This is a genomic window from Streptomyces sp. CA189, assembly GCF_056428985.1.
This window is the reverse complement of record NZ_JBWJVM010000118.1, coordinates 1-21,585: the sequence shown is the minus strand read 5'-3', so window position 1 is coordinate 21,585 and position 21,585 is coordinate 1. Positions and strand designations below refer to the sequence as shown.

The following is a 21,585-nucleotide window of genomic DNA, read 5'->3' as shown; positions in this document are numbered from 1 at the left end:
CCCACCCGCCCCGCCCCGCCCCCGCACCCCAGGGGTGCTCCCCGTGCGCCCCCCGTGCTCCGCTGCTTCCCGTCGCATCGGTGAGGTCGCGCTTACCGACAGTTCCGCTCGGGCATCCACCGTCGTAGAGTCACTCGGCGCCCGACCTGGCCGAGCCGACTCCCCCTCCCGCTTCGAGGACGGATATCGCCATGCCGCGTCCGACTGCCGCACAGCTCGCCTACGGGTCCGCCACCGTCATCGTGTCGACGATCGCCATGCTGCTGCTCTCGCAGACGAGTACGGGACTCGGCGTCGCGGTCATCGCCGCCGCCGCCCTCGCCCTCGGGCTCCTCGTCGCGCTCACCGTCCCGCTCCCGCGCCGGCGCGGGCGGCACGCGGCGAGCCGTACGAGGACCGCCCCCGTGTACCCGGGGGGTCCCGACACCGTGCCGCGGGACGTGGCGGCGGCCGCCCCGGCGTCTGCGCCGGCCCCGGTCGAACACCCCGTGCACCACTGACCGGGCCCGACCGACCGGACACGACCGACCGGGCACCACGAGCCCGGCACCACCGGCCCCGCACCGCGCACAGCGCGGCGCGGGCGGCCTCCCCCGTGGGGAGACCGCCCGCGCACCAGGCCGGGTACCGCTAGGTGGCTAGGTGGCTTGGACCACCACGGTCTTGGCCACCTTGTCGTGCAGACCCTGCTTGTAGGGCTTGTCGACGAGCATCGAGATGACGAGCGCGATCGGCCACAGGCAGAAGCAGCAGATCAGCGTCGGCAGCCAGAGCACGGCGGCACGGGAGAGGGCTGCGTTGGACTGCGGGACGCTGCCGTCGTTGAGCATCGCGACGCGCAGGCCCATCCACTTCTTGCCGAGGGTCTGGCCGTTCTTCTTGACGAACCACCAGTCGTAGCCCACGTAGGCGACGATCGAGATCAGCGTCATGACCAGACCGCTGCCGCTGTACGACTTGGTGATGACCTCGGTGACGTCCTCGCCCTTGTTCGTCTCGACCGTGTAGCGGTTGCGGTCACCGGCGAGGAGCTGGATGACGAACAGCGGGACGGCGATGATCAGCAGGTCGATGACGCGGGCGGCCAGCCGCTTGCCGAAGTCGGCGAGCGGCGGCATCCCGGCGAGCGGGTCGGGCATGCCGTAGCCGCCACCACCACCGCCGTACGGGTCGCCACCGCCCGCGCCTCCGTTGTACGGGGGCGGCGGGGGCGGATAGCCGCCTCCTCCGGGCGGGGGCGGCGGGAAGGCGCCGCCGGCGCCTGCGGGCGGTGAGCCGTACGGCGAACCACCCGACGGCGGAGGCGTCGGTTCCTGGGGCTTCTTGAGGAACGGGTCGTCCTCGGGCGGCGGGCCCGGCGGCGGCTGGTCGGTGCTCATGGCCCGAGTCGAACCCGGCCCGGAGCGGCCCGCAACGGGAAGGCGTCCATTCGGGGGACGCGGGGGCACGAGGGCCCGCCCAGGCCCTAGTGCGGTCACAGCACTAGCGGGCCACGTACGTGCGTGCGGCGCGGTCGTGGAGGGTCCGGCGACGCGGGCGGTCCGCGAGGGCCCACAGCGCCCCCGGGAGGCCCAGGAGGGCGTACACGAGCCAGCGGCGCAGCGCAGCGCCGAAGCGGGGCGGGCGCAGCGTGGCGGTGGCCAGGACCCGTACGCCGAGCAGCTTCTTGCCGGGGGTGCGGCCCCAACGGGCGGTGGGCAGGGCTTCGTAGAGGACGCCGAAGAGGAGGACGGCGCCGAGTACGAGGCCCAGCGAGCCCGCGATGGTCCCGTCGAGCAGCCACACGGTGGTGGTCCGGCCGCCCGCGCGGGCGGCGTCCACCTTGGCCTGGAGGTGCGCGGTCGCCCCGGGCACGAGGGGCAGCGCGACCCCGGTCGCGACGGCGGCGTACACGAGGGAGTCCAGCAGCCGGGCCGTCGCGCGGCGCACGAGCCCGGCGGGGCGCACGGCACGCTCCGCCATCCGCTCGAACACCGCGCGGCCGGTCCCCGCGGGTCGCTCCGCGCGGGTCGGGGGCTCTACGGGGGCCACGCGCCGGGCGGGCTCCGCCGGGACGGTCCGGGCCGGGGCCGGGGCCGGGGCGGGGGCAGGGGCGGGGCGCTCCGCGGAGGGTGTGCGCCCCACCGGCTCCGCGTCCGGGCCCGGCGAAGCCGGGGCGGGGGGCCACACGGGTGCCTGAGCGGCGGCATGTGCCGCGGCCGCAGCCGCGGCTGCGGCCGCGCCGACCGGGGAGGGTGCCGACAGGATGCCGAGGCCGCCCGGGGCTGCGGAGCCGGACGCCTGCCCGGGCAGGGCGGCCGACACGGGGGCCGGGGCCGAGTGCCGGGGCGGGGCCTGCGCCCCCGGGGCCTCGGCCTGCGCCTGCGCCTGCGCCGGGCGGGGAGCGGGGGCCGGGACCGGCGTGCGGGCCAGGGAGATCCCGGCGGGGCGGGCTGCTGCGGCCGCCTCGTGGCCCCAGGACACCCGGTGGTCGCGCGGCCCCCCGAACCCGGCCTGGTGGAGCGGGTCGGCCTGCCATCCCCCGGGCTCGGCACCGGACTCCGCCCACGGCCCGGACTCCGCCGGGGAAGCGGCGGGCTCCGGCCAGGACTCGACCTCCGACCGGGAAACGGACTCCGCCCAGGCTTCGACCTCAGACCTGGAAGCGGGCTCCGACCGGGAAGCCGCAGGCTCCGGCCAGGGCCCCGACTGCGGGCGCGAGGAGGTCTCCGACCCGGAGGCGGCTGGCTCCGGCCAGGCGTCGGGGGCCGGGCGGGGAGCCGGTTCCGGCTCGGGCCGCGGCCAGCGTTCCGGCTCGCGCAGCGCCTCGCTCACGCCGGTCTGGTCGAGGAACACGGGACCCGTCTCGTCGGCAGGGGCCGCGGGGCGGCTCGTACCGGGAACCCAGTTCAGGCCGTTCCAGAACCTGACGTACCCGGGGATGGACGGATCGGGGTAGTAACCCTCGCGGGCCGCGTGCTCGCCGTCACCAGGGGAGGCCGTCAATGTCCCCAACTCCGATCGTGGCTTGATGGATTCTCCCGATACCGACCTGCCGGTTCCGGGATCTTGGCTACGGTTCCACCCCTGCACAAGCGTCTCTGATCAGCTGAGTGATCCTGAGCCGGACTGAGCGCCCGGTTCGGGGATGAGTTCCCACCGTGGAGGGCTGGCGTGGGCGTGCAGGTGGAAGCCCGCGCCCAGTGCTGCTCCTCGTGGCCGGTGCCGGCCAGTGGCGGGTGTGCTGATCGTCGTCACGCCCTGGTTCCGGTGGGCTGCGCGGGGCAGCCGGATCCGGCCCGTTGGTGCGTGTCCCTCCGGACGCTTGCCCGCCGGCCTTTGGGGGCTGATGGGGGAGGGTGCCCTGCGTCGCCTGGGCGCGGGGCGTGTGGTTCGTGGCCGGGTGGGGCCGGTCTTAGACCGGTCCTTCCGGCTGGTCTTGGCCGTGGGTGTGATCACGGCGCGGGTTTCGAGTGTGTCCACGACCGTGCGGATGGCCATGGCACCTGTGGTGCGGTCGGTGACGGTCTTGGTCTGGTGGGTGAGGCCGCGTGCGGCGATACGCTGCCAAGCGCCGTGGTCGCGGTCACTCTGATATCCACAGGACGGGCAGATCGCCCATTTCCAGCCTGATGTGGTGGGCCGGTCCGGGGCTTTGCGGTGCCGCAGCGGGAGAAGACAGCGCGGGCAGTGCTTCGAGGTGTTCTTCGCGGGCACGGTGACGACGGCGATGCCGCTCTCGGCGGCGAGGTGCCGCATCCGGTCAACGATCCGCCCCCGGACCGCCTGCGAGAGTCGGGCGTTCATCGTGCGGCCCATCCCGCCTGCCTCCATCGAACGGAGATCCTCGACATGGATCACCGTGGCTCCGGCGGCGATGGCCTGGTCCACAGCCCAGCGTGCGGCAGCGCGGGTGAGCGCCTCGTTGAGGTTCGACCGGCGGGCGCTGACGCGCTGCGTCTCCTCGGTCAGCGCGGCATGCCTGGGTGCCAGGGGATGTCCGGTGTCGGCGTTGGTGAGCCGCTCGTACTGGTCGGTCTTGGCGCGCAGATGCTCGGAGAGGCGCCGCAACCGATGCTGCTTGGCCAAAACCCCGGCAGCGCGGAACATCCCCCCACTCCCAAGGGAGGTGATCGCCCCGTCGTCATGGAGCCTGACAGCCCCGGCGGACAGCAGGGTGTTCAGGCCCCAGTCCACACCCAAAGCGACCGTATGTCCGGCCGACCGCGCCTTGGGAACGCCATGGCTGTAAGCAAGATCGAGGCGAACACGACCCTGGCGGATGCGCAGGGTGGGCACATGCAGCACCGCACCCGCCGGAATCATGGGCGGCAGCACGATCGGGCAGGCCACCCAAGTCCAGTCCCGGTACGACTGCGGGTCGGGCCGGGTGGGAAGCTGCAAGCGCAGCAGAGCCCGACCTGGCGCATCCGCCCGTTCGATGGTGACCTGCTGTCCATCGCACGCCGACAACAGCATCATCCGGGCAACTTGAGGCGCGGCTTCCAGCTCGAACACATTGACCGGGAGACGGCCGTGGTTGCGCTCGAAGGCAGCGGCTTGCCACGTGCGGGATTTGATCACGCTGGACGGCAGGAACTGCCCGCCAGGGACGGCTTCGCGGATTTGGTCCCACTCCTCGGGCGTGCGCTTGGCCGGATCGGCCGGCCAGGACGCGAGGACCCCGGCGGTCAGATCGGCCCGCCACTTCACCGACCGCAACGTCCGCCCGGCCGCCTCTTGCGCCATCCGGACGATCCGGTCGTTGACGCGAACACCCTCGGGCGGCGCGACGGTCCAGCCCAGGCGACGCAACGCCATCCATGCGTTCGACGGCAGTTTCCTGCCCCCGCCATCCTCCCCGGAGGCAAGCACGTCCACATCGGCGGCGTTCCAGTGCTCAGCCATCAGCTCGGCGACCATGGCGGCCACCAGAGCAGCACACCAGCCGACCCGATCGGACAGCACAGCAGCAGACAGGAGTTCGCCCGTCTTCTCATCCAGACCCGTCCGCAGCAGACCGCGGGCACAAGCCGTCCGATTGGTTTGCCCCTCGGCGAGCGGCACCTTCCGACTCAACGCCCGCCTCCTCCGCCACTGGTGCTGTCATCCGATCAACGACACTCCGCGCAAAAGGTCACCCCTTCGATCCACGAACCCCTATCCGGCACCCGTTCAAGACGGACACCGAGACCCGAGCCCAACTTGAGCGGCTCCGGCATGCCCAAGGCTGTAAGTGAGCCTTCGAGCGAGCACGGTCCCCTGCGCATGATTCCGGTCAGCCGACAGATTTCTGCCAATCCGCGAATTACCTCACGAAGCCGCGTCATACCCCGGCACTTCGGCGCTCTCTCCGGGTGTGGGCCGGTACTCCGGCCCCGCGCACCACCCGAACACGTACCCCGACCCGAAGTGAGGCCGCCATGCAGCACCCCGTCGTCGAGCGCGAGCTGGAACTGAAGCTGGTCCTGTCCCCCGAGCGCAGCGTCCCCGTCCCCGCCCGCCTGCTGTACCTGACGGACGACCCGTACGCCGTGCACATCACCTTCCACACCGGCTCCAGCACCCCGGTCAACTGGACCTTCGCCCGGGAGCTGCTGGTCGAGGGGGTGTTCCGCCCGTGCGGCCACGGCGACGTGCGGATCTGGCCCACGAAGGTCGGCCAGCAGGCCGTCCTGTGCATGGCGCTCAGCTCCCCCGACGGCGACGCCCTGCTGGAGGCCCCCGCCGTATCGGTGTCGGCCTGGCTGGAGCGGACCCTGCGGATCGTGCCGCCCGGCACCGAGGCCGACCGGCTCGGCCTGGACGCGGCGCTGGCCGAGCTGCTCGCCCCGACGCCGGCCGACGAGCTGTGGATGCGCGACCCGTGGCCTTCGGACGAGTCGGCGGACGGGGAGCTGTGACTCAGAACAGCTTGCCCGGGTTGAGCAGTCCCTCCGGGTCGAAGGCGTGCTTGACGGCGCGCTGCATCTCCAGGCCGACCGGGCCGAGTTCGCGGGCGAGCCACTCCTTCTTCAGGACGCCGACCCCGTGCTCTCCCGTGATGGTCCCGCCCAGTTCGAGCCCCAGCGCCATGATCTCCTCGAAGGACGCGCGGGCCCGCCGGGTCTCGTCCTCGTCGGCGGGGTCGAAGCAGACGATGGGGTGGGTGTTCCCGTCGCCGGCGTGCGCGCAGACCCCGATGAGCAGGTCGTGCGTACGGGCGATGGCGGCGGTGCCGTCCAGCATCTCGGCGAGCCGGGTGCGCGGTACGCACACGTCGTCGATCATCGTCGCGGGCCGCAGGGCTTCCAGCGCGGGCAGCGCCATCCGGCGGGCCTGGAGGAGCAGTTCGGACTCGGCCGCATCCTCGGCCGGTACGACGGCGCTCGCCCCGGCGGCGGTGCACAGCTCCCCCACGGCGGCCAGGTCCTCGGGCGCGTGCGGGGTGTCGAAGGCGGCGAGCAGCAGGGCCTCGGTGGTGTCGGGCAGGCCCATCTTGCCCAGCGCGTTGACGGCGCGGACGGTCGTACGGTCCATCAGCTCCAGCAGCGAGGGCGTCAGACCGGCCTCCATGACGGCGCACACGGCCGCGCAGGCGGCCGCGGCGGAGGGGAACTCGGCGGCGAGCGCGAGCTGGCGGGGCGGGGCCGGGCGCAGGGCGAGGACGGCCCGGACGACGACCCCGAGGCTGCCTTCGGAGCCGACGAACAGGCGGGTGAGGTCGTACCCCGCGACGCCCTTGGCGGTGCGCCGGCCGGTGTGCAGGAGCCTGCCGTCGGCGAGGACCACGTCGAGGCCGAGGACGTACTCGGCGGTGACCCCGTACTTGACGCAGCACAGACCGCCGGCGGCGGTGCCGATGTTCCCGCCGATGGTGCACTGCTCCCAGCTGGAGGGGTCCGGCGGGTAGTGCAGGCCGCGCTCGGCGACGGCGTGCGAGAGGACGGCGTTGACGACGCCCGGTTCGACGACGGCGATCCGGTCGACGGTGTCGATCTCCAGGATCCGGTCCATCTTCACGAGGGACAGCACGATGCAGCCGTCGGAGGCGTTGGCCGCGCCCGACAGGCCCGTGCGGGCGCCCTGGGGGACCACGGGGACGCGGAGCGCGTGGGCGGTGCGCAGGACGTGCTGGACCTGTTCGACGGTCCGGGGCAGGACCACCGCGGCCGGGGTGCCGGCGGCGCAGAAGCTCGCCATGTCGGTGGCGTAGGAGGCGGTCACCTGCGGGTCCGTCAGCAGGGCCTCGGCCGGGAGGCCTTCCAGGAGCAGCGCGTGGAGCCGCGGGGCGAGCGGGGCGCCCTGCGGGGCGCTGCCGGGGGTCCGGTCCGGGGTCCGGTCCGGGGTCCGGTCCGGGGTCCGGTCCGGGGTCCGGTCCGGGGTCCGGTCCGGGGTCCGGTCCGGGGCGGAAACGTCGTCAACTTCGTCAGCCATGGTGCCAGCGTGACAGTCGGGGCCATCGGTGTGAACACGCCCGCGACCTTCTTCGGACACCTCGGCGAGCTCTTCATATTGACGCACAGTGGCCCCATGGACCCTATGCGCGACGCATCCGTCTCCCAGGAGAGGCAGCAGCAGGCTGCCCCGCCCGTGACCTTCACCGGCCGCAAGACGCTCGTGGCGGCGGCGGCCCTGGTGCTCCTGATCGCCGGGGCCCTGCTGATCCGGCCGGCCCGCACGGGCGACGACGCGCGCCCGCCGGGGCCCAGCGAGCGGGCCCGCGCGGCGGTCGGGATGGGTGCGCCGGCGGCGGCCATGGACCTGTCGGCGCTGGTCGCCGACCGGGAGAAGTGGGTCGCGGGGCACCCGGACGACGAGGCCTCGTGGGCGGTGCTCGGATCGGCGTACCTGGAGCAGGCCCGGCGGACGGCCGATCCCGGCTGGTACCCGAAGGCGGAGGGCGCGCTGAAGCGCTCGCTGGAGCTGCGCCCGGCGGAGAAGGGCAACTTCGACGCGATGACGGGCATGGGCACCCTGGCCAACGCCCGGCGGGACTTCGGGACCGGGAAGAAGTGGGGCGAGCTCGTACGGGCGCAGGCGCCGAAGCGGTGGACGGCGTACCCGGTGCTCGTGGACGCGTACGGCGGTCTCGGGGACTACAAGGCCGCGGAGAAGGCGATGGAGCGCCTGGTGGACCTGCGGCCGGGGCTGGCGGCCTTCATGAAGGCCTCGCAGGTGTACCGGGACCGGGGCTGGCGCGAGGACGCGGCCATGTCCATGGAGCACGCGGGGGGCGCGGCGCAGGCCCCGGCGGAGAAGGCGTACGTGCTGTTCCGGCTCGGGGAGCTGGCGTGGGAGCGCGGCGACGACGCGGAGGCGCTGAAGCAATACGAGGCCGCGCTGCGCACCGATCCGGCGCAGGCGCAGGCGCTGGGCGGCCGGGCGCGGGTGCTGGCGGCGCTGGGGCGGGGCGGGGAGGCGGTACGGGACTACCGGCTGGCGCTGGGCCGGGCGACGGTGCCCTCGCTGTCGCTGGAGCTGGGCGAGCTGCTGGAGTCGCTGGGGCGGGGCGACGAGGCGAAGGCGGTGTACGACGGGCTCGCGGCGCAGGCCGCCCGGAGCGGGGTGAGCGAGGAGCTGCTCCTGGGCCGGTTCGAGGCGGACCACGGCGACCCGACGGCGGCCGTACGGCGCCTCACGGCGGAGTGGGCCCGGCACAAGAGCGTGCACGTGGCGGACGCGCTGGGCTGGGCGCTGCACAAGACGGGTGACGACGCGGGGGCGCTGGAGTACGCGAAGAAGGCCACGGAGCAGGGGCTGCGGATCGCGGACTTCTCGTACCACCGGGCGGTGATCGAGCGGGGCCTGGGCGACGTGGCCGGGGCGCGGCGGCACCTGGAGGAGGCGCTGCGGACCAACCCGCGGTTCTCGCCGGTGCGGGCGCCGCTGGCGAAGGAGGCCCTGGCCACGATCGGCAAGCCCCCGGCGGGCGGCCCGGAGAACATGCGGCCCACCACCCCGTGGGTGGCCCCGGAACTCCCGAAGGCGAAGCCGGCCCCCAAGCCGAAGCCGAAGCCGAGCCCGTCGGGTCGCTGAGCGGGCGGGGCAATCCGCCGCGCGGGGCTTCCCGGGCGCCGCCCGGACCCGCGCCTCAAACGCCGGCGGGGCTGAAATGGCGCTGCGCGCCATCCAGCCCCGCCGGCGTTCGCGTGCGGGCCGACGCCGGCTCAATCCAGCCTCGCCGGCGTTTGAGGCGCGGGGTCTGGGCGGCGCCCCAGGAACCCCGGCTCCGCCGGGCCGGGAGCCCGAACTCCGCAATCTACAGATTGCCCCGCTTCTCCTGCTCCCGCTCGATCGCCTCGAACAGGGCCTTGAAGTTGCCCTTGCCGAAGCCCATCGACCCGTGCCGCTCGATCATCTCGAAGAAGACCGTCGGGCGGTCCTGGACCGGCTTGGTGAAGATCTGCAGCAGGTAGCCGTCCTCGTCGCGGTCGACGAGGATCTTCAGCTCGCGCAGGGTCTCGACCGGCACCCGGGTCTCGCCGGCCCACTCGCCGAGCGTGTCGTAGTACGAGTCCGGGGTGTCCAGGAAGGTCACGCCGGCCGCCCGCATCGCCCGTACCGTGCGGACGATGTCGTTCGTAGCGAGCGCGATGTGCTGGACGCCGGCGCCGCCGTAGAACTCCAGGTACTCGTCGATCTGCGACTTCTTCTTCGCGATCGCCGGCTCGTTGATCGGGAACTTCACCTTCAGGGTGCCGTCCGCGACGACCTTCGACATCAGCGCCGAGTACTCGGTCGCGATGTCGTCGCCCACGAACTCCTTCATGTTCGTGAAGCCCATGACCTTGTTGTAGAACGCCACCCACTCGTTCATCCGGCCGAGCTCGACGTTGCCCACGCAGTGGTCGATGGCCTGGAAGGTGCGCTTGGCCGGGGGCTCGACCATCGGGGCGACGGAGACGAAGCCGGGCAGGTAGGGACCGGTGTAGTCGCCGCGCTCGACCAGGGTGTGGCGGGTCTGGCCGTAGGTGGCGATCGCCGCCAGCCGCACCGTGCCGTGCTCGTCGGTGAGCTCGTACGGCTCGTCCAGGCCGCGCGCGCCGTGCTCGACGGCGTAGGCGTAGGCCGCCTTCACGTCGGGGACCTCGATCGCCAGGTCGACGACGCCGTCGCCGTGGTCGGCGACGTGCTCGGCGAGGAACCGGCCGCGGTCGGTGGTGGCCTTGATGACGGAGGTGAGGACGAACCGCGCGGCGCCGTTGGTCAGGACGTAGCTGGCCGTCTCGCGCGTGCCGTTCTCCGGTCCGGAGTAGGCGACGAGCTTCATGCCGAAGGCGGTCGAGTAGTAGTGCGCGGCCTGCTTGGCGTTGCCTACGGCGAAGACGACCGCGTCCATGCCCTTGACGGGGAAGGGATCGGCCTTGGCGGCGGTGCGCGGTGCGGTGTCGAGCGGCTGGGTCTCAGTCATGACCGCAGAGTCCCGCCGTTCCACAAGCTGCGCAATAGTTTCCATTTCTCATGTACAAACTGCCCAGCTTCAGCCCACCATGTCTGGGATATCTGTGCACTATGACCACCGACCGACCGCCCCGGAGGCACCCATGGGAATCGACGAACTCGACGGCCGGCTCATCGTCCTGCTCGCCCGCGAGCCCCGGATCGGGGTCCTGGAGGTCTCGCGCCGGCTCGGTGTGGCGCGGGGCACGGCGCAGGCCCGGCTGGACCGGCTTCAGTCGAACGGAGTCATCCGGGGGTTCGGTCCGCAGGTGGATCCGGCGGCCCTGGGGTACCCGGTGACGGCCTTCGCCACGCTGGAGATCAAGCAGGGGCAAGGGGCGGACGTACGCGCCCACTTGGACGGGGTTCCGGAGGTGCTGGAACTGCACACGACCACAGGGCACGGGGACATGCTGTGCCGGCTCGTGGCCCGGTCCAACGCGGATCTTCAACGGGTGATCGACCGAGTTGTCGCGTTTGATGGGATTGTTCGGGCTTCGACAGCGATTGTCATGGAGAATCCCGTACCCTTGCGGATCATCCCCCTGGTCGAACAGGCGGCCGAGGACGACTGACCCGCGGAAACGACGGCCGAGACGGACGAGGTGACGTGGCGTGAGCTTCTGGGCCTACCTGTCCAACCGCCACCAGCAGCTGCTCACCGACGCCTTCCAGCACGCCAGCGCCGTCTTCCAGTGCATGGTCATCGCGACCGCCCTCGGCGTCGCCATCGGCGTCCTCACCTACCGCAGCGGCTGGGCCGGGAACCTCGCGGTCACCTCCACCTCCACGGTGCTGACCATCCCCTCCCTCGCCATGATCGGCCTGCTGATCCCGATCGTCGGCCTCGGCGTCGCGCCGACCGTGATCGCCCTGACCCTGTACGGGCTGCTGCCCATCGTCCGCAACTCCATCGTGGGCCTGCGCGGGGTGGATCCGGCCCTGGTCGACGCCGCCAAGGGCATCGGGATGTCCCGTACCGCCCAGCTGCTGAAGGTGGAGCTGCCGCTCGCCTGGCCGCCGATCCTGACCGGCATCCGGGTCTCCACGCAGATGCTGATGGGCATCGCGGCCATCGCCGCCTACGCCTCCGGGCCGGGCCTGGGCAACGAGATCTTCCGCGGGATCGCCTCGCTCGGCAGCGCCAACGCCATCAACCAGGTGCTGGCGGGGACGCTCGGCGTCGTCATCCTCGCCCTGCTCTTCGACGCCGCGTACGTGCTGCTCGGCCGTCTCACCATCCCGAGGGGAATCCGTGTCTGAGCCGACGTCCGCGCCGACGACCAGCCCGCAGCCGGCCGAGGGCCCGCAGCCGGCGACGAGCCCGCAGCCGGCCGCCGCCTCCGGAGCCACCATCCAGCTGGAGAACCTCACCAAGCGCTACCCCGGCAACCCCAGCCCCTCCGTCGACGACGTCTCCATGGAGATCAAGGCGGGCGAGCTGGTGGTCTTCGTCGGCCCCTCCGGCTGCGGGAAGTCCACCACCCTCAAGATGATCAACCGGCTGATCGAGCCCACCTCCGGCCGGATCCGCATCGGCGACGAGGACGTCACCGACATGGACCCGGTCAAACTGCGCCGCAAGATCGGGTACGCGATCCAGTCCTCCGGGCTGTTCCCGCACATGACGGTCGCGGAGAACATCGCCCTGGTCCCGAAGATGACCGGCTGGTCCAAGTCCCGCGTGAAGGACCGGGTGGAGGAGATGCTCGACCTGGTCGGCCTGGACCCGCGCGAGTTCCACGGCCGCTACCCGCGCCAGCTCTCCGGCGGCCAGCAGCAGCGCGTGGGCGTGGCCCGGGCGCTCGCCGCCGACCCGCCCGTCCTGCTGATGGACGAGCCCTTCGGCGCCGTCGACCCGATCACCCGCGACCACCTGCAGGACGAGCTGATCCGGCTCCAGCACGAGCTGCACAAGACGATCGTCTTCGTCACCCACGACTTCGACGAGGCCATCAAGCTGGGCGACCGGATCGCCGTCCTGCGCGAGCGCTCGCACATCGCGCAGTTCGACACCCCCGAGGCGATCCTCACCAACCCCGCCGACGACTTCGTCTCCGGGTTCGTCGGCGCCGGCGCGGCCCTCAAGCGGCTCAACCTCACCCGGGTGCGGGACGTGGAGATCGCCGAGTTCCCGACCGTGTCCGTGGACGACCCGCTCCAGCAGATCTTCAACACCCTGCGCGCCGGCCAGGGCAACGAACTGCTGATGCTGGACCGGCGAGGCCGCCCGTACAAATGGCTGCGCCGCGGCGACCTGATGCGCGCCAAGGGCTCCCTCGCCCGGGCCGGCCAGCTCGTGCACGACACGGTGACCCGGGACGCGACCCTGCACGACGCCCTGGAGGCCGTGCTCACCGACAGCGGCGGCCGGGTGGCCGTCACCGGGCGGCGCGGCGAGTACATCGGCGTCGTGGACATGGAGACCCTGATGAACTCCGTGCACGAGATGCTGGAAGCCGACCGGCTGACGGCCGCCGAGCACGCGCACGACCTGGAGGAGCTGCGCCACCACCGCGTCGAGCGGGACCTGGAGGGGCTCCGGGACGGTACGGAGGGCTCATGAGCCCGAGGAATCCGGTCTCCCCCGAACGCCCGCCCGGCGAGCACGAGCTCAAGGGCCACGTCTTCCGCGACCCGGGGCAGCCGGATCCCGACGAGGAGGTCATGACCTCCACCGCGCCGCCGCGCCCCGGGCGCCGCCTCACCTGGGCCCGGCTGGTGACCCTGCCGATCGTGCTGGCGCTGGTCCTGCTGGCCACCTACCTGTGGATCACCAACGCCACCCTCGACACCATCGCCGAGAACTCCCTCGCGGACGGCAACGTCGAGCTCCGGCTGTGGCAGCACGTCCAGCTCACCGCGATCTCCACCTTCTGGGTGCTGATCATCGCGATCCCGCTCGGCATCGCCCTCACCCGCCGCGGCCTGCGCCGGGCGGCCCCGCTGGTCACCGCCGTGGCCAACATCGGCCAGGCCACCCCGGCCATCGGCCTGCTGGCCCTGCTGGTCATCTGGCTCGGCATCGGCCCCTCGACGGCGATCATCGGCATGGTCGCCTACGCCGTCCTGCCCGTGCTGTCCAACACCGTCGCGGGGCTCCGCGGGATCGACCCGCAGCTGTTGGAGGCCTCGCGCGGGATCGGGATGTCCTCCATGGGAACCCTGATGAAGGTGGAACTGCCCCTGGCGGTCCCGCTGATCCTGGCGGGCGTACGGACGGCCCTCGTCCTCAACGTCGGCACCGCGACCCTGGCCACGTTCGGGGGCGGCGGGGGCCTCGGCGACCTGATCACCTCCGGGATCCAGACCCAGCGCATGCCGGTGCTGGTGCTGGGCTCGGTGCTGACGGTGGCCCTGGCGCTGTTCGTGGACTGGCTGGCCTCCCTGGCCGAGACGGTCCTGACCCCGCGCGGGCTGGAGGCGTAGATGCACAGGCTCCCCTCCCTCCCCGTGCGGACGGCCGCGGCCTGCGCGGCCCTGCTGGCACTCGGGCTGCCCCTCGCGGGCTGCGGGCTCAAGAGCGGCTCCCCGATGGTGGACGACGTACTGCCCGGCTCGGTGGGCCAGGGGCAGCCCCTCAAGGGCGCCTCGCTCACGGTCACCTCGAAGAACTTCAGCGAGAACATCGTGCTCGGCCAGATGATCGGCCTGATCTTCAAGGCGGCCGGCGCGGAGGTGCTGGACCGCACCAACCTGCCCGGGTCGATCAGCGCCCGCGAGGCGATCATCCAGGGCGACGCGGACGCCATGTACGAGTACACGGGCACGGCGTGGATCACCTACCTCGGCAACGACAAGCCGATCGCGGACCCGTACGCGCAGTGGGAGGCGGTGCGGGACGCGGACGTGAAGAACGGCGTGGCATGGCTGCCGCCGTCCACGCTCAACAACACGTACACGCTCGCCATCAGCAAGAAGAACAACGCCAAGTACGGGCTGAAGACCCTGTCGGACGTGGCGGCGCTGTCGCAGCGCGACCCCAAGGCGGTGACGGTCTGCGTGGAGAACGAGTTCGCCTCCCGGGAGGACGGGCTGCCGGGGATGGAGAAGGCGTACGGGATGAAGATCCCGGCGGGCAACGTCATGAAGATGGACGCCGGGATCATCTACACGCAGGTCTCGAAGTCCGATTCCTGCCTGCTGGGCGAGGCCTTCACCACGGACGGCCGGATCAAGGCCATGGACCTGGACACCCTCGCCGACGACCGGCACTTCTTCCCCAACTACAACGCGGCGCCGGAGCTGCACGCGAAGACGCTGGAGAAGCACCCGGAGATCGCCGGCCTCCTGGACCCCCTGTCGAAGCGGCTGAACACGGAGACGGCGCAGCGGCTCAACGCGCTGGTGGACGTGGACGGGCGGGACCCGCACGACGTGGCGAAGGAGTGGCTGGTGGCGGAGGGGTTCATCAAGGAGGGCTGACGCCGAGAGGAGAGATGCAAAGAAGTAGTTGCAAAGAAATCCTTGCATAGATTTCTTTGCAACTCTACTGTTGAGGCATGCCCGAGAACCAGAAGCCTGCCGAGCCCCAGCTCCGCAAGCTCGACGCCCACTCCCTGCGCGGCCTGGCCCACCCGCTGCGCATCCGCCTGCTGGGCAACCTGCGCCTGCACGGGCCGGCCACCGCCTCGCAACTCGCGGAGCAGCTCGGAGAATCGAGCGGGGCCACCAGCTACCACCTGCGCCAGCTCGCCGCGTACGGGTTCGTCGAGGACGCCCCCGAGCACGGCAAGGGCCGTGAGCGCTGGTGGCGGCCCGCCCAGGACGGCACGATCTTCGACGAGGCGCTCGTCTACGACACGGACCCGGCCACGCGCGGCGCCGCGGAGGTCTTCCTTGCCGAGATCGTGAAGATCCACGAGCAGGAGCTGTCCGCCTGGTTGGGCGAGGCGCACACCTGGTCCATGGAGTGGCGTCGGAGCTCCGAGCTCAGCGACTTCTCGCTCCAGCTGACCCCGGCACAGAGCCATGAGCTGGTCCTCAAGGTCCACGACCTGATCAACAGCTACCGCGACCTGCCGCCCTCGGAGGGCACGGAGACGGTCCGTTTCCAGACGCACGCCTTCCCGGTCCGCACCAAGTAGCTCCACCGGGCAGCGCCTTCCCCAACACCCTTTCGCAGAAGGAGTCCTGCCGTGCACGCCTTCAGCCATGCCCAAAACCACGCCGAGATCCACGCCGCTCGCACCGCCGAGGCCGCCGCCTGGCGCCGCGCACGGGAGGCCGTACCGTACGCGTCCCGCGTTCCCCGCCTGCGGGCCCCCGCCCTGCGCAACCGCCTCGGCGAGACCCTGATCGCGCTCGGCATCCGCCTGATCCAGCCCGCACACCTGCACGCACGCATCACCCGCAACACCCGGATCTCCCGCCCGCACGGCGGCATCGCGTGAGCCGTCGCCCCTTCGTCGCCGTCCTCCTCGCCAACACCATCTCGATAGCCGGGAGTTCGCTGACCCTCATCGGCGTGCCGTGGTTCGTGCTGCAGACCACGGGCAGCGCCGGCCGGGCCGGGATCGTCGCCTTCTGCGCGACCCTGCCCGTCGCGGTGGCCGCCCTCGTCGGGGGCCCGGTCATCGACCGGCTCGGCCGCCGCCGGGTCTCCGCCGTCTCCGACCTGGTCTGCGGGCTGTCCGTGGGCGCGATACCGCTGCTGCACTACACCGGGCTGCTGGAGTTCTGGATGCTGTGCGCGCTGATGGCCGTCGGCGGCCTCGTACACACCCCCGGACTGACCGCGCGCCACGTCCTGCTCCCGCACCTCGCCGAGCACGCCGGCACCACCGTCGCCCGCGCCGCCAGCCTCTACGACGCCGTCTCGCGCGGAGCCCGCATGATCGGGGCCGCGCTGGCCGGCGTACTGATCGCCACGATCGGCGCCGAGTCGGTCCTGCTCCTCGACGCGGCCACCTTCGGCGCCTCCGCGCTGCTGGTCGCCGTGTTCCTGCGCGGGATACCGGCCGCCGAGCCGCAGCGCGCCGCCGGGAAGGTGTCGTTGGCCGGCTACCGGGCCGAACTCGCCGAAGGCTGGCGGTTCCTGACCCGGGCCCGGCTGCTGCTGGGCATCACGCTGATGGTGATGATGACCAACGGCCTCGACCAGGGCTGGTCCTCGGTGCTGCTGCCCGTGCACGGCCGCGACGCGCTCGGCGGAGCCACCGCGCTCGGCCTGATGATCGCCCTCTTCGGCGGGTTCGCGCTGCTGGGAGCCCTGCTCTACGGAGCCTGGGGCGAGCGGTTCTCCCGTAGGGCCGTGTTCGCCGCGGCGTTCCTGCTGTGCGGGGCCCCGCGCTACGTGGTCGCCGCCTTCACCGACACCCCGCTGCCGCTCGCGGTCACGATGGCGCTGTCCGGGCTGGGTGCGGGCGTGCTCAACCCGATCCTGACCACCGTGACGCTGGAGAAGGTGCCCGACGCCCTGCGCAGCCGGGTCATGGGCGTGACCACGGCCGGCTGCGAGCTGACGATGCCGCTGGGCGGGCTGGCCGCGGGGCTGCTGGTCGACGGCTTCGGGGTGACGCGGGCGCTGCTGGTGTTCGGCGGGGTCTACTTCCTCGTCACGCTCTCGCCGCTGGTGTTCCCGGCCTGGCGGAGCATGGAGGCGGCCGCGTCCCGGATCAGCAGGACGGAGCCGCTTGGCCCTTCTGCAGAGCCCGCAGCGCGTTCACCGCATCCGTCAGCGAGGTGACGGGGACCAGCCGGAGCCCCTCGGGGAGTTCGGACTTGGCGTCCGAGCACTCCGCCGCCGGTACGAGGAACACGCTCGCCCCGTCGCGCCGCGCGGCCTGGGTCTTCAGGGCCACCCCGCCGACCGCGCCGACCTCGCCGGCCGCGGTGATGGTGCCCGTACCGGCGATGGTGCCGCCGCCGGTGAGATCGCCGCCGCTGCCGTTCCCGTCGAGCTTGTCGACGATGCCGAGGGAGAAGAGCAGTCCGGCGCTCGGACCGCCGACGTCGGCGAGGTTCAGCTCGACCTTCACGTCCTTCGGGTCCTTGTGGAGGAAGCCGAGGGCGGCCGCGGAGGCAGTCGACTGCGACTTGGTCATCTCCTCCAGGTTGTGTTCCTCGATCTCCTTGTCGCTTCCGCCCGATCGGTACACCGAGTCCCTGGGCATGACCGCCCGGGAGGTGTCGAACCAGTCGCCGACCAGCTCGGGGAGGGTGACGGAGGTGGAGGGGCCGGTGGCCTGGATGGTGGTCATCCGCAGCTGGCCCGTGGTCTCGCGGGTGGGTGCCCCGGTGATGGTGATGACCTGCTTGCCGTCGCGGGAGCCGAGCACGTCGGCCGTGAGGCCCGGCTGCGCGATCACGAAGGGCAGCGGTGCGAGGGCCGCGACGGCGAACAGCGCGAGCACGGGCACGGCGCAGACGGCCAGGGCGGCGGGACGCGGCAGGCGTGTGAGGCGAGAGAGCACCGGGTCAATCTAGCGCGGGTGCCCCCGAACGGGTCGAGCCGCGCCCCCGTCGGTCGGGGGCGCGGCTCGGTGTCCACAGGTGCTCGGCGGCTCAGCGCAGGGCGTCGGCCACCTCGCGGGCGGCGTCCACCACGCGCGGGCCGACCCGCTCGGGCACGGCGTCGGCCAGCATGACGACGCCCACGCTGCCCTCCAGTCCGGTGATGCCCACGAGAGGTGCCGCGGCCCCGCTGGCGCCCGCTTCGAGCTCCCCGTGGGTGAGCGTGTACCCGGGCTCGATGAGCGTGCCCTGGCGGGCGGCCAGGATGGCCCGGCCGGCTGCCCCGCGGTCCAGCGGATGGCGGAAGCCGGGCCGGTAGGCCACGTGGTAGTCGGTCCAGGTCGGCTCGACGACCGCCACGGCGAGCGCCTCGGTCCCGTCCACGAGGGTCAGGTGCGCGGTGGCGCCTATGTCCTCGGCGAGCGAGCGCAGCGCGGGCAGCGCCGCCTCGCGCACGAGCGGGTGCACCTGGCGGCCCAGGCGCAGCACTCCGAGCCCGACGCGGGCGCGGCCGCCGAGGTCGCGGCGGACCAGGGCGTGCTGTTCGAGGGTGGCCAGGAGGCGGTAGACCACGGTGCGGTTCACACCGAGGCGGTTGGAGAGCTCGGTGACGGTCAGACCGTGGTCGGTGTCGGCGAGCAGTTTGAGAACTCGGAGTCCTCGGTCGAGAGTCTGGGAGGTTTCCGCGGTCACGACGCCTCTCCCTCTTTCGGTGGGCGGCGGTGACTCTCTGGGGATAGCGCCGCCGGTCCCTCGGCGACGCACGGAGAGGCCGCCGGTAGCGGCCATGGCACCGGCTGCGCTCCCGCGGCGGCGCTGCCACGGGGCGTTCGATGCGGGGACAGTAGCGAGCAGGTTCGCTCAGCGGAAGGGCTCGTCCAGAATCCGGGCGCCTACTGCCGTTTTATGCCGGTTGAAAACGCGCATCGCTGTCAATTCGTGACCTTCGGCCCCTGACGGCGACTCACGCCCCGGCCTGCCCCGCAGTGCCTCCCACCACGGGTGCGGCAGCGCCGCTACGGCGGCCCGGGCGGGCGGGGACCGTACGAATCTCCCCCCACCCCCCGCGCCGCATTCCGTAGGAAATCACCGCATGCGGGTGGCCCACTCCTGGACCTTCTTGATCCGCTCGCGCAGCTGTCCCGCCGTGGCTTCCGCGCTCGGCGGTCCGCCGCACACGCGGCGCAGTTCGGTGTGGAGCACCCCGTGCGGTTTGCCGCTCTGGTGGACGTAGGCACCCACCATCGTGTTCAGCGACTTCCTCAGCTCCAGCAGCTCCTTGTGCGAGACCACCGGCCGCCGGTCGGCCGGCAGCTCCAGCAGGTCCGCCTCCGAGTCCGGCTTGCGCTTGCTGTGCGCGATCTGCCGCGACTGCCGCTTCTGGAGCAGCATCTGCACCTGGTCGGGCTCCAGCAGGCCGGGGATGCCGAGGTAGTCCTGCTCCTCTTCGCTCCCCGGGTGGGCCTGCATGCCGAACTCGGCGCCGTCGTAGAGCACCCGGTCGAAGACGGCGTCGGACTCCAGCGCCTCGAAGGACATCTGCTCCTCGTCGCCGGTGTCCTCGTCTTCCTGCTTGTTCGCCTCCTCCATCTCCTTCTCGGAGTCGGCGTACGGGTCTTCCTCGCCCTGCTTCTTCGGCTTGTCGAGGACGTGGTCGCGCTCGACTTCCATCTCGTTGGCGAAGCCGAGCAGGTAGGGGATGGTCGGCAGGAACACCGACGCCGTCTCGCCGCGCCGGCGCGAACGCACGAAGCGGCCGACGGCCTGCGCGAAGAACAGCGGGGTCGAGATGGTGGTGGCGTACACGCCGACGGCGAGGCGCGGTACGTCGACGCCCTCGGACACCATGCGGACGGCGACCATCCAGCGGTCGTTGCTCGCGGCGAACTCGTCGATCCGCTTCGAGGCCCCGGTGTCGTCGGACAGCACGACGGTGGCCTTGCTCCCCGTGATCTCCTTGATCAGCTTGGCGTACGCGCGCGCGGAGTCCTGGTCGGCGGCGATGACCAGCCCGCCCGCGTCCGGGATGCCCTTCCTGACCTCGGTCAGCCGCTGGTCGGCGGCGCGCAGCACGTTCGGCATCCAGTCGCCGCGCGCGTCGAGCGCCGTACGCCAGGCCTGCGAGATGGCGTCCTTGGTCATCGGCTCGCCGAGGCGTGCGGCGATCTCGTCGCCCGCCTTGGTGCGCCAGCGCATGTTGCCGCTGTAGGAGAGGAAAATGACGGGCCGCACGACCCCATCGCCCAAGGCGTTCCCGTAGCCGTACGTGTAATCGGCGGAGGACCGCCGAATTCCGTCGTTCCCTTCCTCATAGGCCACGAAAGGAATGGGATTGGTGTCGGACCGGAAGGGCGTGCCGGTCAGGGCGAGCCGCCGGGTCGCCGGGTCGAACGCCTCCAGGCAGGCCTCGCCCCAGGACTTCGAGTCACCGGCGTGGTGGATCTCGTCCAGAATCACCAGGGTCTTGCGCTGCTCACAGCGGTTGCGGTGCAGCATCGGGCGCACGCCCACACCCGCGTACGTGACGGCGACCCCGTGGTAGTCCTTGCTGAGCGGGCCGGCGGAGTACTCCGGGTCCAGCCGGATCCCTATCCGCGCGGCCGCTTCCGCCCACTGCTTCTTCAGGTGCTCGGTCGGCGCGACGACGGTCACCTGCTGCACCACGTGGTGGTGCAGCAGCCAGGACGCGAGCGTCAGCGCGAAGGTAGTCTTGCCGGCGCCGGGCGTCGCGACGGCGAGGAAGTCGCGCGGCTGGGTCTCCAGGTACCGGTCCAGCGCACCCTGCTGCCAAGCTCGCAGGGCGCTGGCGGTACCCCACGGCGCGCGGCCGGGGAAGGCGGGTGAGAGGTGGTGGGAGGCGGTAGTAGTCACGGTCTCCGGTTCGGGCTCTCGGCGGCGTATCCGTTCCGGGCGTGCAATCCGGGCATCGGTACGGCCAGCGGTACGGGCAGTCGTACGTAGGACAACCGGGCCACCTTACCGGCCCGGGCCCGCCCCTCGCGGAGGGACAGGCCCGTGACCTCGGCGCGTGCGGCGAGCGTCACATTCGCCGGGTCAGCGCGCGAACCTCGGCAGTTGGGCTGCGATCTTGGGGACGTCCAGGGCGCCCTGGCACACGTCCAGCACGAAGCGTTCGGCCTCGTCGACGTCGAAGCCGGCGTCCAGCGGGTGGCCGTTCATGTGGAGGAAGACCCAGGTCGCGTACCAGGCGATGCGCTTGTTGCCGTCCACCAGGCTGTGGTTGCGGGCCAGCGATTCCATCAGGGCCGCGGCCTTCTCCCAGATGTCCGGATAGGCGTCCTGACCGAACACGCTCGACTGTGGGCGCGCGAGCGCCGAATCGAGCAGTCCGTAGTCGCGCACCTCACTGGTCCCGAGCCGCTCCGCGAGGTTCAGCACCTCGGGCAGGGTCAGGTAGTGGGTCACGCAAGCCTCCGGTTCAGCTCACCGCTGACCTTCAGGACGTGCTCGGCCGCCTCGTTGAACAGCCGGGAATGTTCGTTTATGGCCCTGATCACCGCCTCGTGCGCGAAGGACTGCATGCTGCGGCCCTCCGCCTCGGCGCGCTCGCGCAGGGCATCCAGCTCTTCTTCGGTGAACCTGACGTTGAGACCAGCCATGACCCGATGGTACCGCGCGGTACCATCCGGTGTCAGCCCCTTTTCCCCGCCCCCGCCCCCGCCGCAATGGGCGGCCGCCCCATTGGCCGCCCCGGCGACACCAGGCCGC

At 72.0% G+C, this 21,585-nt stretch carries 22 protein-coding genes; 11 read left to right on the top strand and 11 right to left on the bottom strand.

Annotation, left to right across the window (positions count from 1 at the left end):
* Positions 1-191: 191 nt before the first annotated feature.
* Complete coding sequence (locus AC061S_RS42010) at positions 192-500, top strand: hypothetical protein (protein WP_478691139.1); 309 nt, start codon at positions 192-194, stop codon at positions 498-500.
* A gap of 138 nt (positions 501-638) precedes the next feature.
* On the opposite strand, the gene AC061S_RS42005 is transcribed toward AC061S_RS42010, so the two are convergent.
* The 3 genes from AC061S_RS42005 to AC061S_RS41995 all read right to left on the bottom strand — a co-directional run bounded on the left by AC061S_RS42005 (position 639) and on the right by AC061S_RS41995 (position 5,058).
* Positions 639-1,379 (bottom strand): RDD family protein, encoded by a 741-nt coding sequence (locus AC061S_RS42005; protein ID WP_478691138.1) that lies wholly within the window; start codon positions 1,377-1,379, stop codon positions 639-641.
* 103 nt (positions 1,380-1,482) lie between these two features.
* Positions 1,483-2,985, bottom strand: coding sequence for an RDD family protein (locus AC061S_RS42000; RefSeq protein WP_478691137.1), 1,503 nt, complete (start codon positions 2,983-2,985; stop codon positions 1,483-1,485).
* A gap of 99 nt (positions 2,986-3,084) precedes the next feature.
* Positions 3,085-5,058 (bottom strand): zinc ribbon domain-containing protein, encoded by a 1,974-nt coding sequence (locus AC061S_RS41995; protein ID WP_478691136.1) that lies wholly within the window; start codon positions 5,056-5,058, stop codon positions 3,085-3,087.
* Between the two features lie 344 nt (positions 5,059-5,402).
* Between AC061S_RS41995 and AC061S_RS41990 the strand changes: the two genes are divergently transcribed.
* Positions 5,403-5,882, top strand: coding sequence for an SsgA family sporulation/cell division regulator (locus tag AC061S_RS41990; RefSeq protein WP_266908420.1), 480 nt, complete (start codon positions 5,403-5,405; stop codon positions 5,880-5,882).
* Position 5,883: 1 nt separating this feature from the next.
* Here the strand turns inward: AC061S_RS41990 and AC061S_RS41985 are convergent, their stop codons facing one another.
* Entirely contained in the window at positions 5,884-7,395 is a 1,512-nt protein-coding gene (locus AC061S_RS41985) for an FAD-binding oxidoreductase (RefSeq protein WP_478691135.1), read from the bottom strand.
* A gap of 96 nt (positions 7,396-7,491) precedes the next feature.
* Between AC061S_RS41985 and AC061S_RS41980 the strand changes: the two genes are divergently transcribed.
* The gene (locus AC061S_RS41980; RefSeq protein ID WP_478691134.1) at positions 7,492-8,997 is read left to right on the top strand and encodes a tetratricopeptide repeat protein; all 1,506 of its coding nucleotides are present in this window, start codon (positions 7,492-7,494) and stop codon (positions 8,995-8,997) included.
* A gap of 223 nt (positions 8,998-9,220) precedes the next feature.
* Here the strand turns inward: AC061S_RS41980 and hppD are convergent, their stop codons facing one another.
* Positions 9,221-10,372, bottom strand: coding sequence for a 4-hydroxyphenylpyruvate dioxygenase (gene hppD / locus AC061S_RS41975; protein WP_478691133.1), 1,152 nt, complete (start codon positions 10,370-10,372; stop codon positions 9,221-9,223).
* A 133-nt stretch (positions 10,373-10,505) separates the two neighbouring features.
* On the opposite strand from hppD, the gene AC061S_RS41970 reads away from it, so the two are divergent.
* From AC061S_RS41970 to AC061S_RS41935, 8 genes are all read left to right on the top strand, one after another.
* Positions 10,506-10,976, top strand: coding sequence for an Lrp/AsnC family transcriptional regulator (locus AC061S_RS41970; protein ID WP_112448141.1), 471 nt, complete (start codon positions 10,506-10,508; stop codon positions 10,974-10,976).
* A 40-nt stretch (positions 10,977-11,016) separates the two neighbouring features.
* The gene (locus tag AC061S_RS41965) at positions 11,017-11,664 is read left to right on the top strand and encodes an ABC transporter permease (RefSeq protein ID WP_478691132.1); all 648 of its coding nucleotides are present in this window, start codon (positions 11,017-11,019) and stop codon (positions 11,662-11,664) included.
* A gap of 91 nt (positions 11,665-11,755) precedes the next feature.
* The gene (locus AC061S_RS41960) at positions 11,756-12,967 is read left to right on the top strand and encodes a betaine/proline/choline family ABC transporter ATP-binding protein (RefSeq protein WP_478691140.1); all 1,212 of its coding nucleotides are present in this window, start codon (positions 11,756-11,758) and stop codon (positions 12,965-12,967) included.
* Positions 12,964-13,830 carry an ABC transporter permease gene (locus AC061S_RS41955; RefSeq protein WP_478691131.1) on the top strand — a complete coding sequence of 289 codons (867 nt, stop codon included), beginning with the start codon at positions 12,964-12,966 and terminating at the stop codon, positions 13,828-13,830. The genes AC061S_RS41960 and AC061S_RS41955 overlap by 4 nt, the downstream gene beginning before the upstream one ends.
* Complete coding sequence (locus tag AC061S_RS41950; RefSeq protein ID WP_478691130.1) at positions 13,831-14,826, top strand: glycine betaine ABC transporter substrate-binding protein; 996 nt, start codon at positions 13,831-13,833, stop codon at positions 14,824-14,826.
* Between the two features lie 77 nt (positions 14,827-14,903).
* A complete protein-coding gene (locus AC061S_RS41945) occupies positions 14,904-15,488 on the top strand; it encodes an ArsR/SmtB family transcription factor (protein WP_478691129.1) in 585 nt (194 codons plus the stop codon).
* A 51-nt stretch (positions 15,489-15,539) separates the two neighbouring features.
* Positions 15,540-15,794: a hypothetical protein gene (locus tag AC061S_RS41940; protein WP_478691128.1), complete on the top strand. Its 255-nt coding sequence runs from the start codon at positions 15,540-15,542 to the stop codon at positions 15,792-15,794.
* Entirely contained in the window at positions 15,791-17,089 is a 1,299-nt protein-coding gene (locus tag AC061S_RS41935) for an MFS transporter (RefSeq protein WP_478691127.1), read from the top strand. The genes AC061S_RS41940 and AC061S_RS41935 overlap by 4 nt, the downstream gene beginning before the upstream one ends.
* Here AC061S_RS41935 and AC061S_RS41930 read toward each other — a convergent pair.
* The 6 genes from AC061S_RS41930 to AC061S_RS41905 all read right to left on the bottom strand — a co-directional run bounded on the left by AC061S_RS41930 (position 17,019) and on the right by AC061S_RS41905 (position 21,476).
* A complete protein-coding gene (locus AC061S_RS41930) occupies positions 17,019-17,816 on the bottom strand; it encodes a S16 family serine protease (protein WP_478691126.1) in 798 nt (265 codons plus the stop codon). The two genes, AC061S_RS41935 and AC061S_RS41930, sit on opposite strands and share 71 nt — an antisense overlap.
* A gap of 91 nt (positions 17,817-17,907) precedes the next feature.
* Positions 17,908-18,549, bottom strand: coding sequence for an IclR family transcriptional regulator (locus AC061S_RS41925; RefSeq protein ID WP_054222485.1), 642 nt, complete (start codon positions 18,547-18,549; stop codon positions 17,908-17,910).
* A gap of 393 nt (positions 18,550-18,942) precedes the next feature.
* Positions 18,943-20,727 (bottom strand): DEAD/DEAH box helicase, encoded by a 1,785-nt coding sequence (locus AC061S_RS41920; protein WP_478691125.1) that lies wholly within the window; start codon positions 20,725-20,727, stop codon positions 18,943-18,945.
* Entirely contained in the window at positions 20,724-20,900 is a 177-nt protein-coding gene (locus AC061S_RS41915) for a hypothetical protein (protein ID WP_478691124.1), read from the bottom strand. The genes AC061S_RS41920 and AC061S_RS41915 overlap by 4 nt, the downstream gene beginning before the upstream one ends.
* A gap of 10 nt (positions 20,901-20,910) precedes the next feature.
* Positions 20,911-21,282: a type II toxin-antitoxin system death-on-curing family toxin gene (locus tag AC061S_RS41910; protein ID WP_478691123.1), complete on the bottom strand. Its 372-nt coding sequence runs from the start codon at positions 21,280-21,282 to the stop codon at positions 20,911-20,913.
* Positions 21,279-21,476, bottom strand: a complete 198-nt coding sequence (locus tag AC061S_RS41905) for a plasmid mobilization protein (protein WP_053702279.1) — start codon at positions 21,474-21,476, stop codon at positions 21,279-21,281. Before AC061S_RS41905 ends, AC061S_RS41910 begins: the two co-directional genes overlap by 4 nt.
* Positions 21,477-21,585 lie beyond the last annotated feature (109 nt).

What these genes read in the sequence shown, in the direction of transcription:
- AC061S_RS41905 (WP_053702279.1), bottom strand. Translation starts at nt 21,476, where the DNA reads ATGGCTGGTCTCAACGTCAGGTTCACCGAAGAAGAGCTGGATGCCCTG.
- AC061S_RS41955 (WP_478691131.1), top strand. Translation starts at nt 12,964, where the DNA reads ATGAGCCCGAGGAATCCGGTCTCCCCCGAACGCCCGCCCGGCGAGCAC.
- AC061S_RS41950 (WP_478691130.1), top strand. Translation starts at nt 13,831, where the DNA reads ATGCACAGGCTCCCCTCCCTCCCCGTGCGGACGGCCGCGGCCTGCGCG.
- AC061S_RS41970 (WP_112448141.1), top strand. Translation starts at nt 10,506, where the DNA reads ATGGGAATCGACGAACTCGACGGCCGGCTCATCGTCCTGCTCGCCCGC.
- hppD (WP_478691133.1), bottom strand. Translation starts at nt 10,372, where the DNA reads ATGACTGAGACCCAGCCGCTCGACACCGCACCGCGCACCGCCGCCAAG.
- AC061S_RS42010 (WP_478691139.1), top strand. Translation starts at nt 192, where the DNA reads ATGCCGCGTCCGACTGCCGCACAGCTCGCCTACGGGTCCGCCACCGTC.
- AC061S_RS41985 (WP_478691135.1), bottom strand. Translation starts at nt 7,395, where the DNA reads ATGGCTGACGAAGTTGACGACGTTTCCGCCCCGGACCGGACCCCGGAC.
- AC061S_RS41980 (WP_478691134.1), top strand. Translation starts at nt 7,492, where the DNA reads ATGGACCCTATGCGCGACGCATCCGTCTCCCAGGAGAGGCAGCAGCAG.
- AC061S_RS41990 (WP_266908420.1), top strand. Translation starts at nt 5,403, where the DNA reads ATGCAGCACCCCGTCGTCGAGCGCGAGCTGGAACTGAAGCTGGTCCTG.
- AC061S_RS41945 (WP_478691129.1), top strand. Translation starts at nt 14,904, where the DNA reads ATGCCCGAGAACCAGAAGCCTGCCGAGCCCCAGCTCCGCAAGCTCGAC.
- AC061S_RS42005 (WP_478691138.1), bottom strand. Translation starts at nt 1,379, where the DNA reads ATGAGCACCGACCAGCCGCCGCCGGGCCCGCCGCCCGAGGACGACCCG.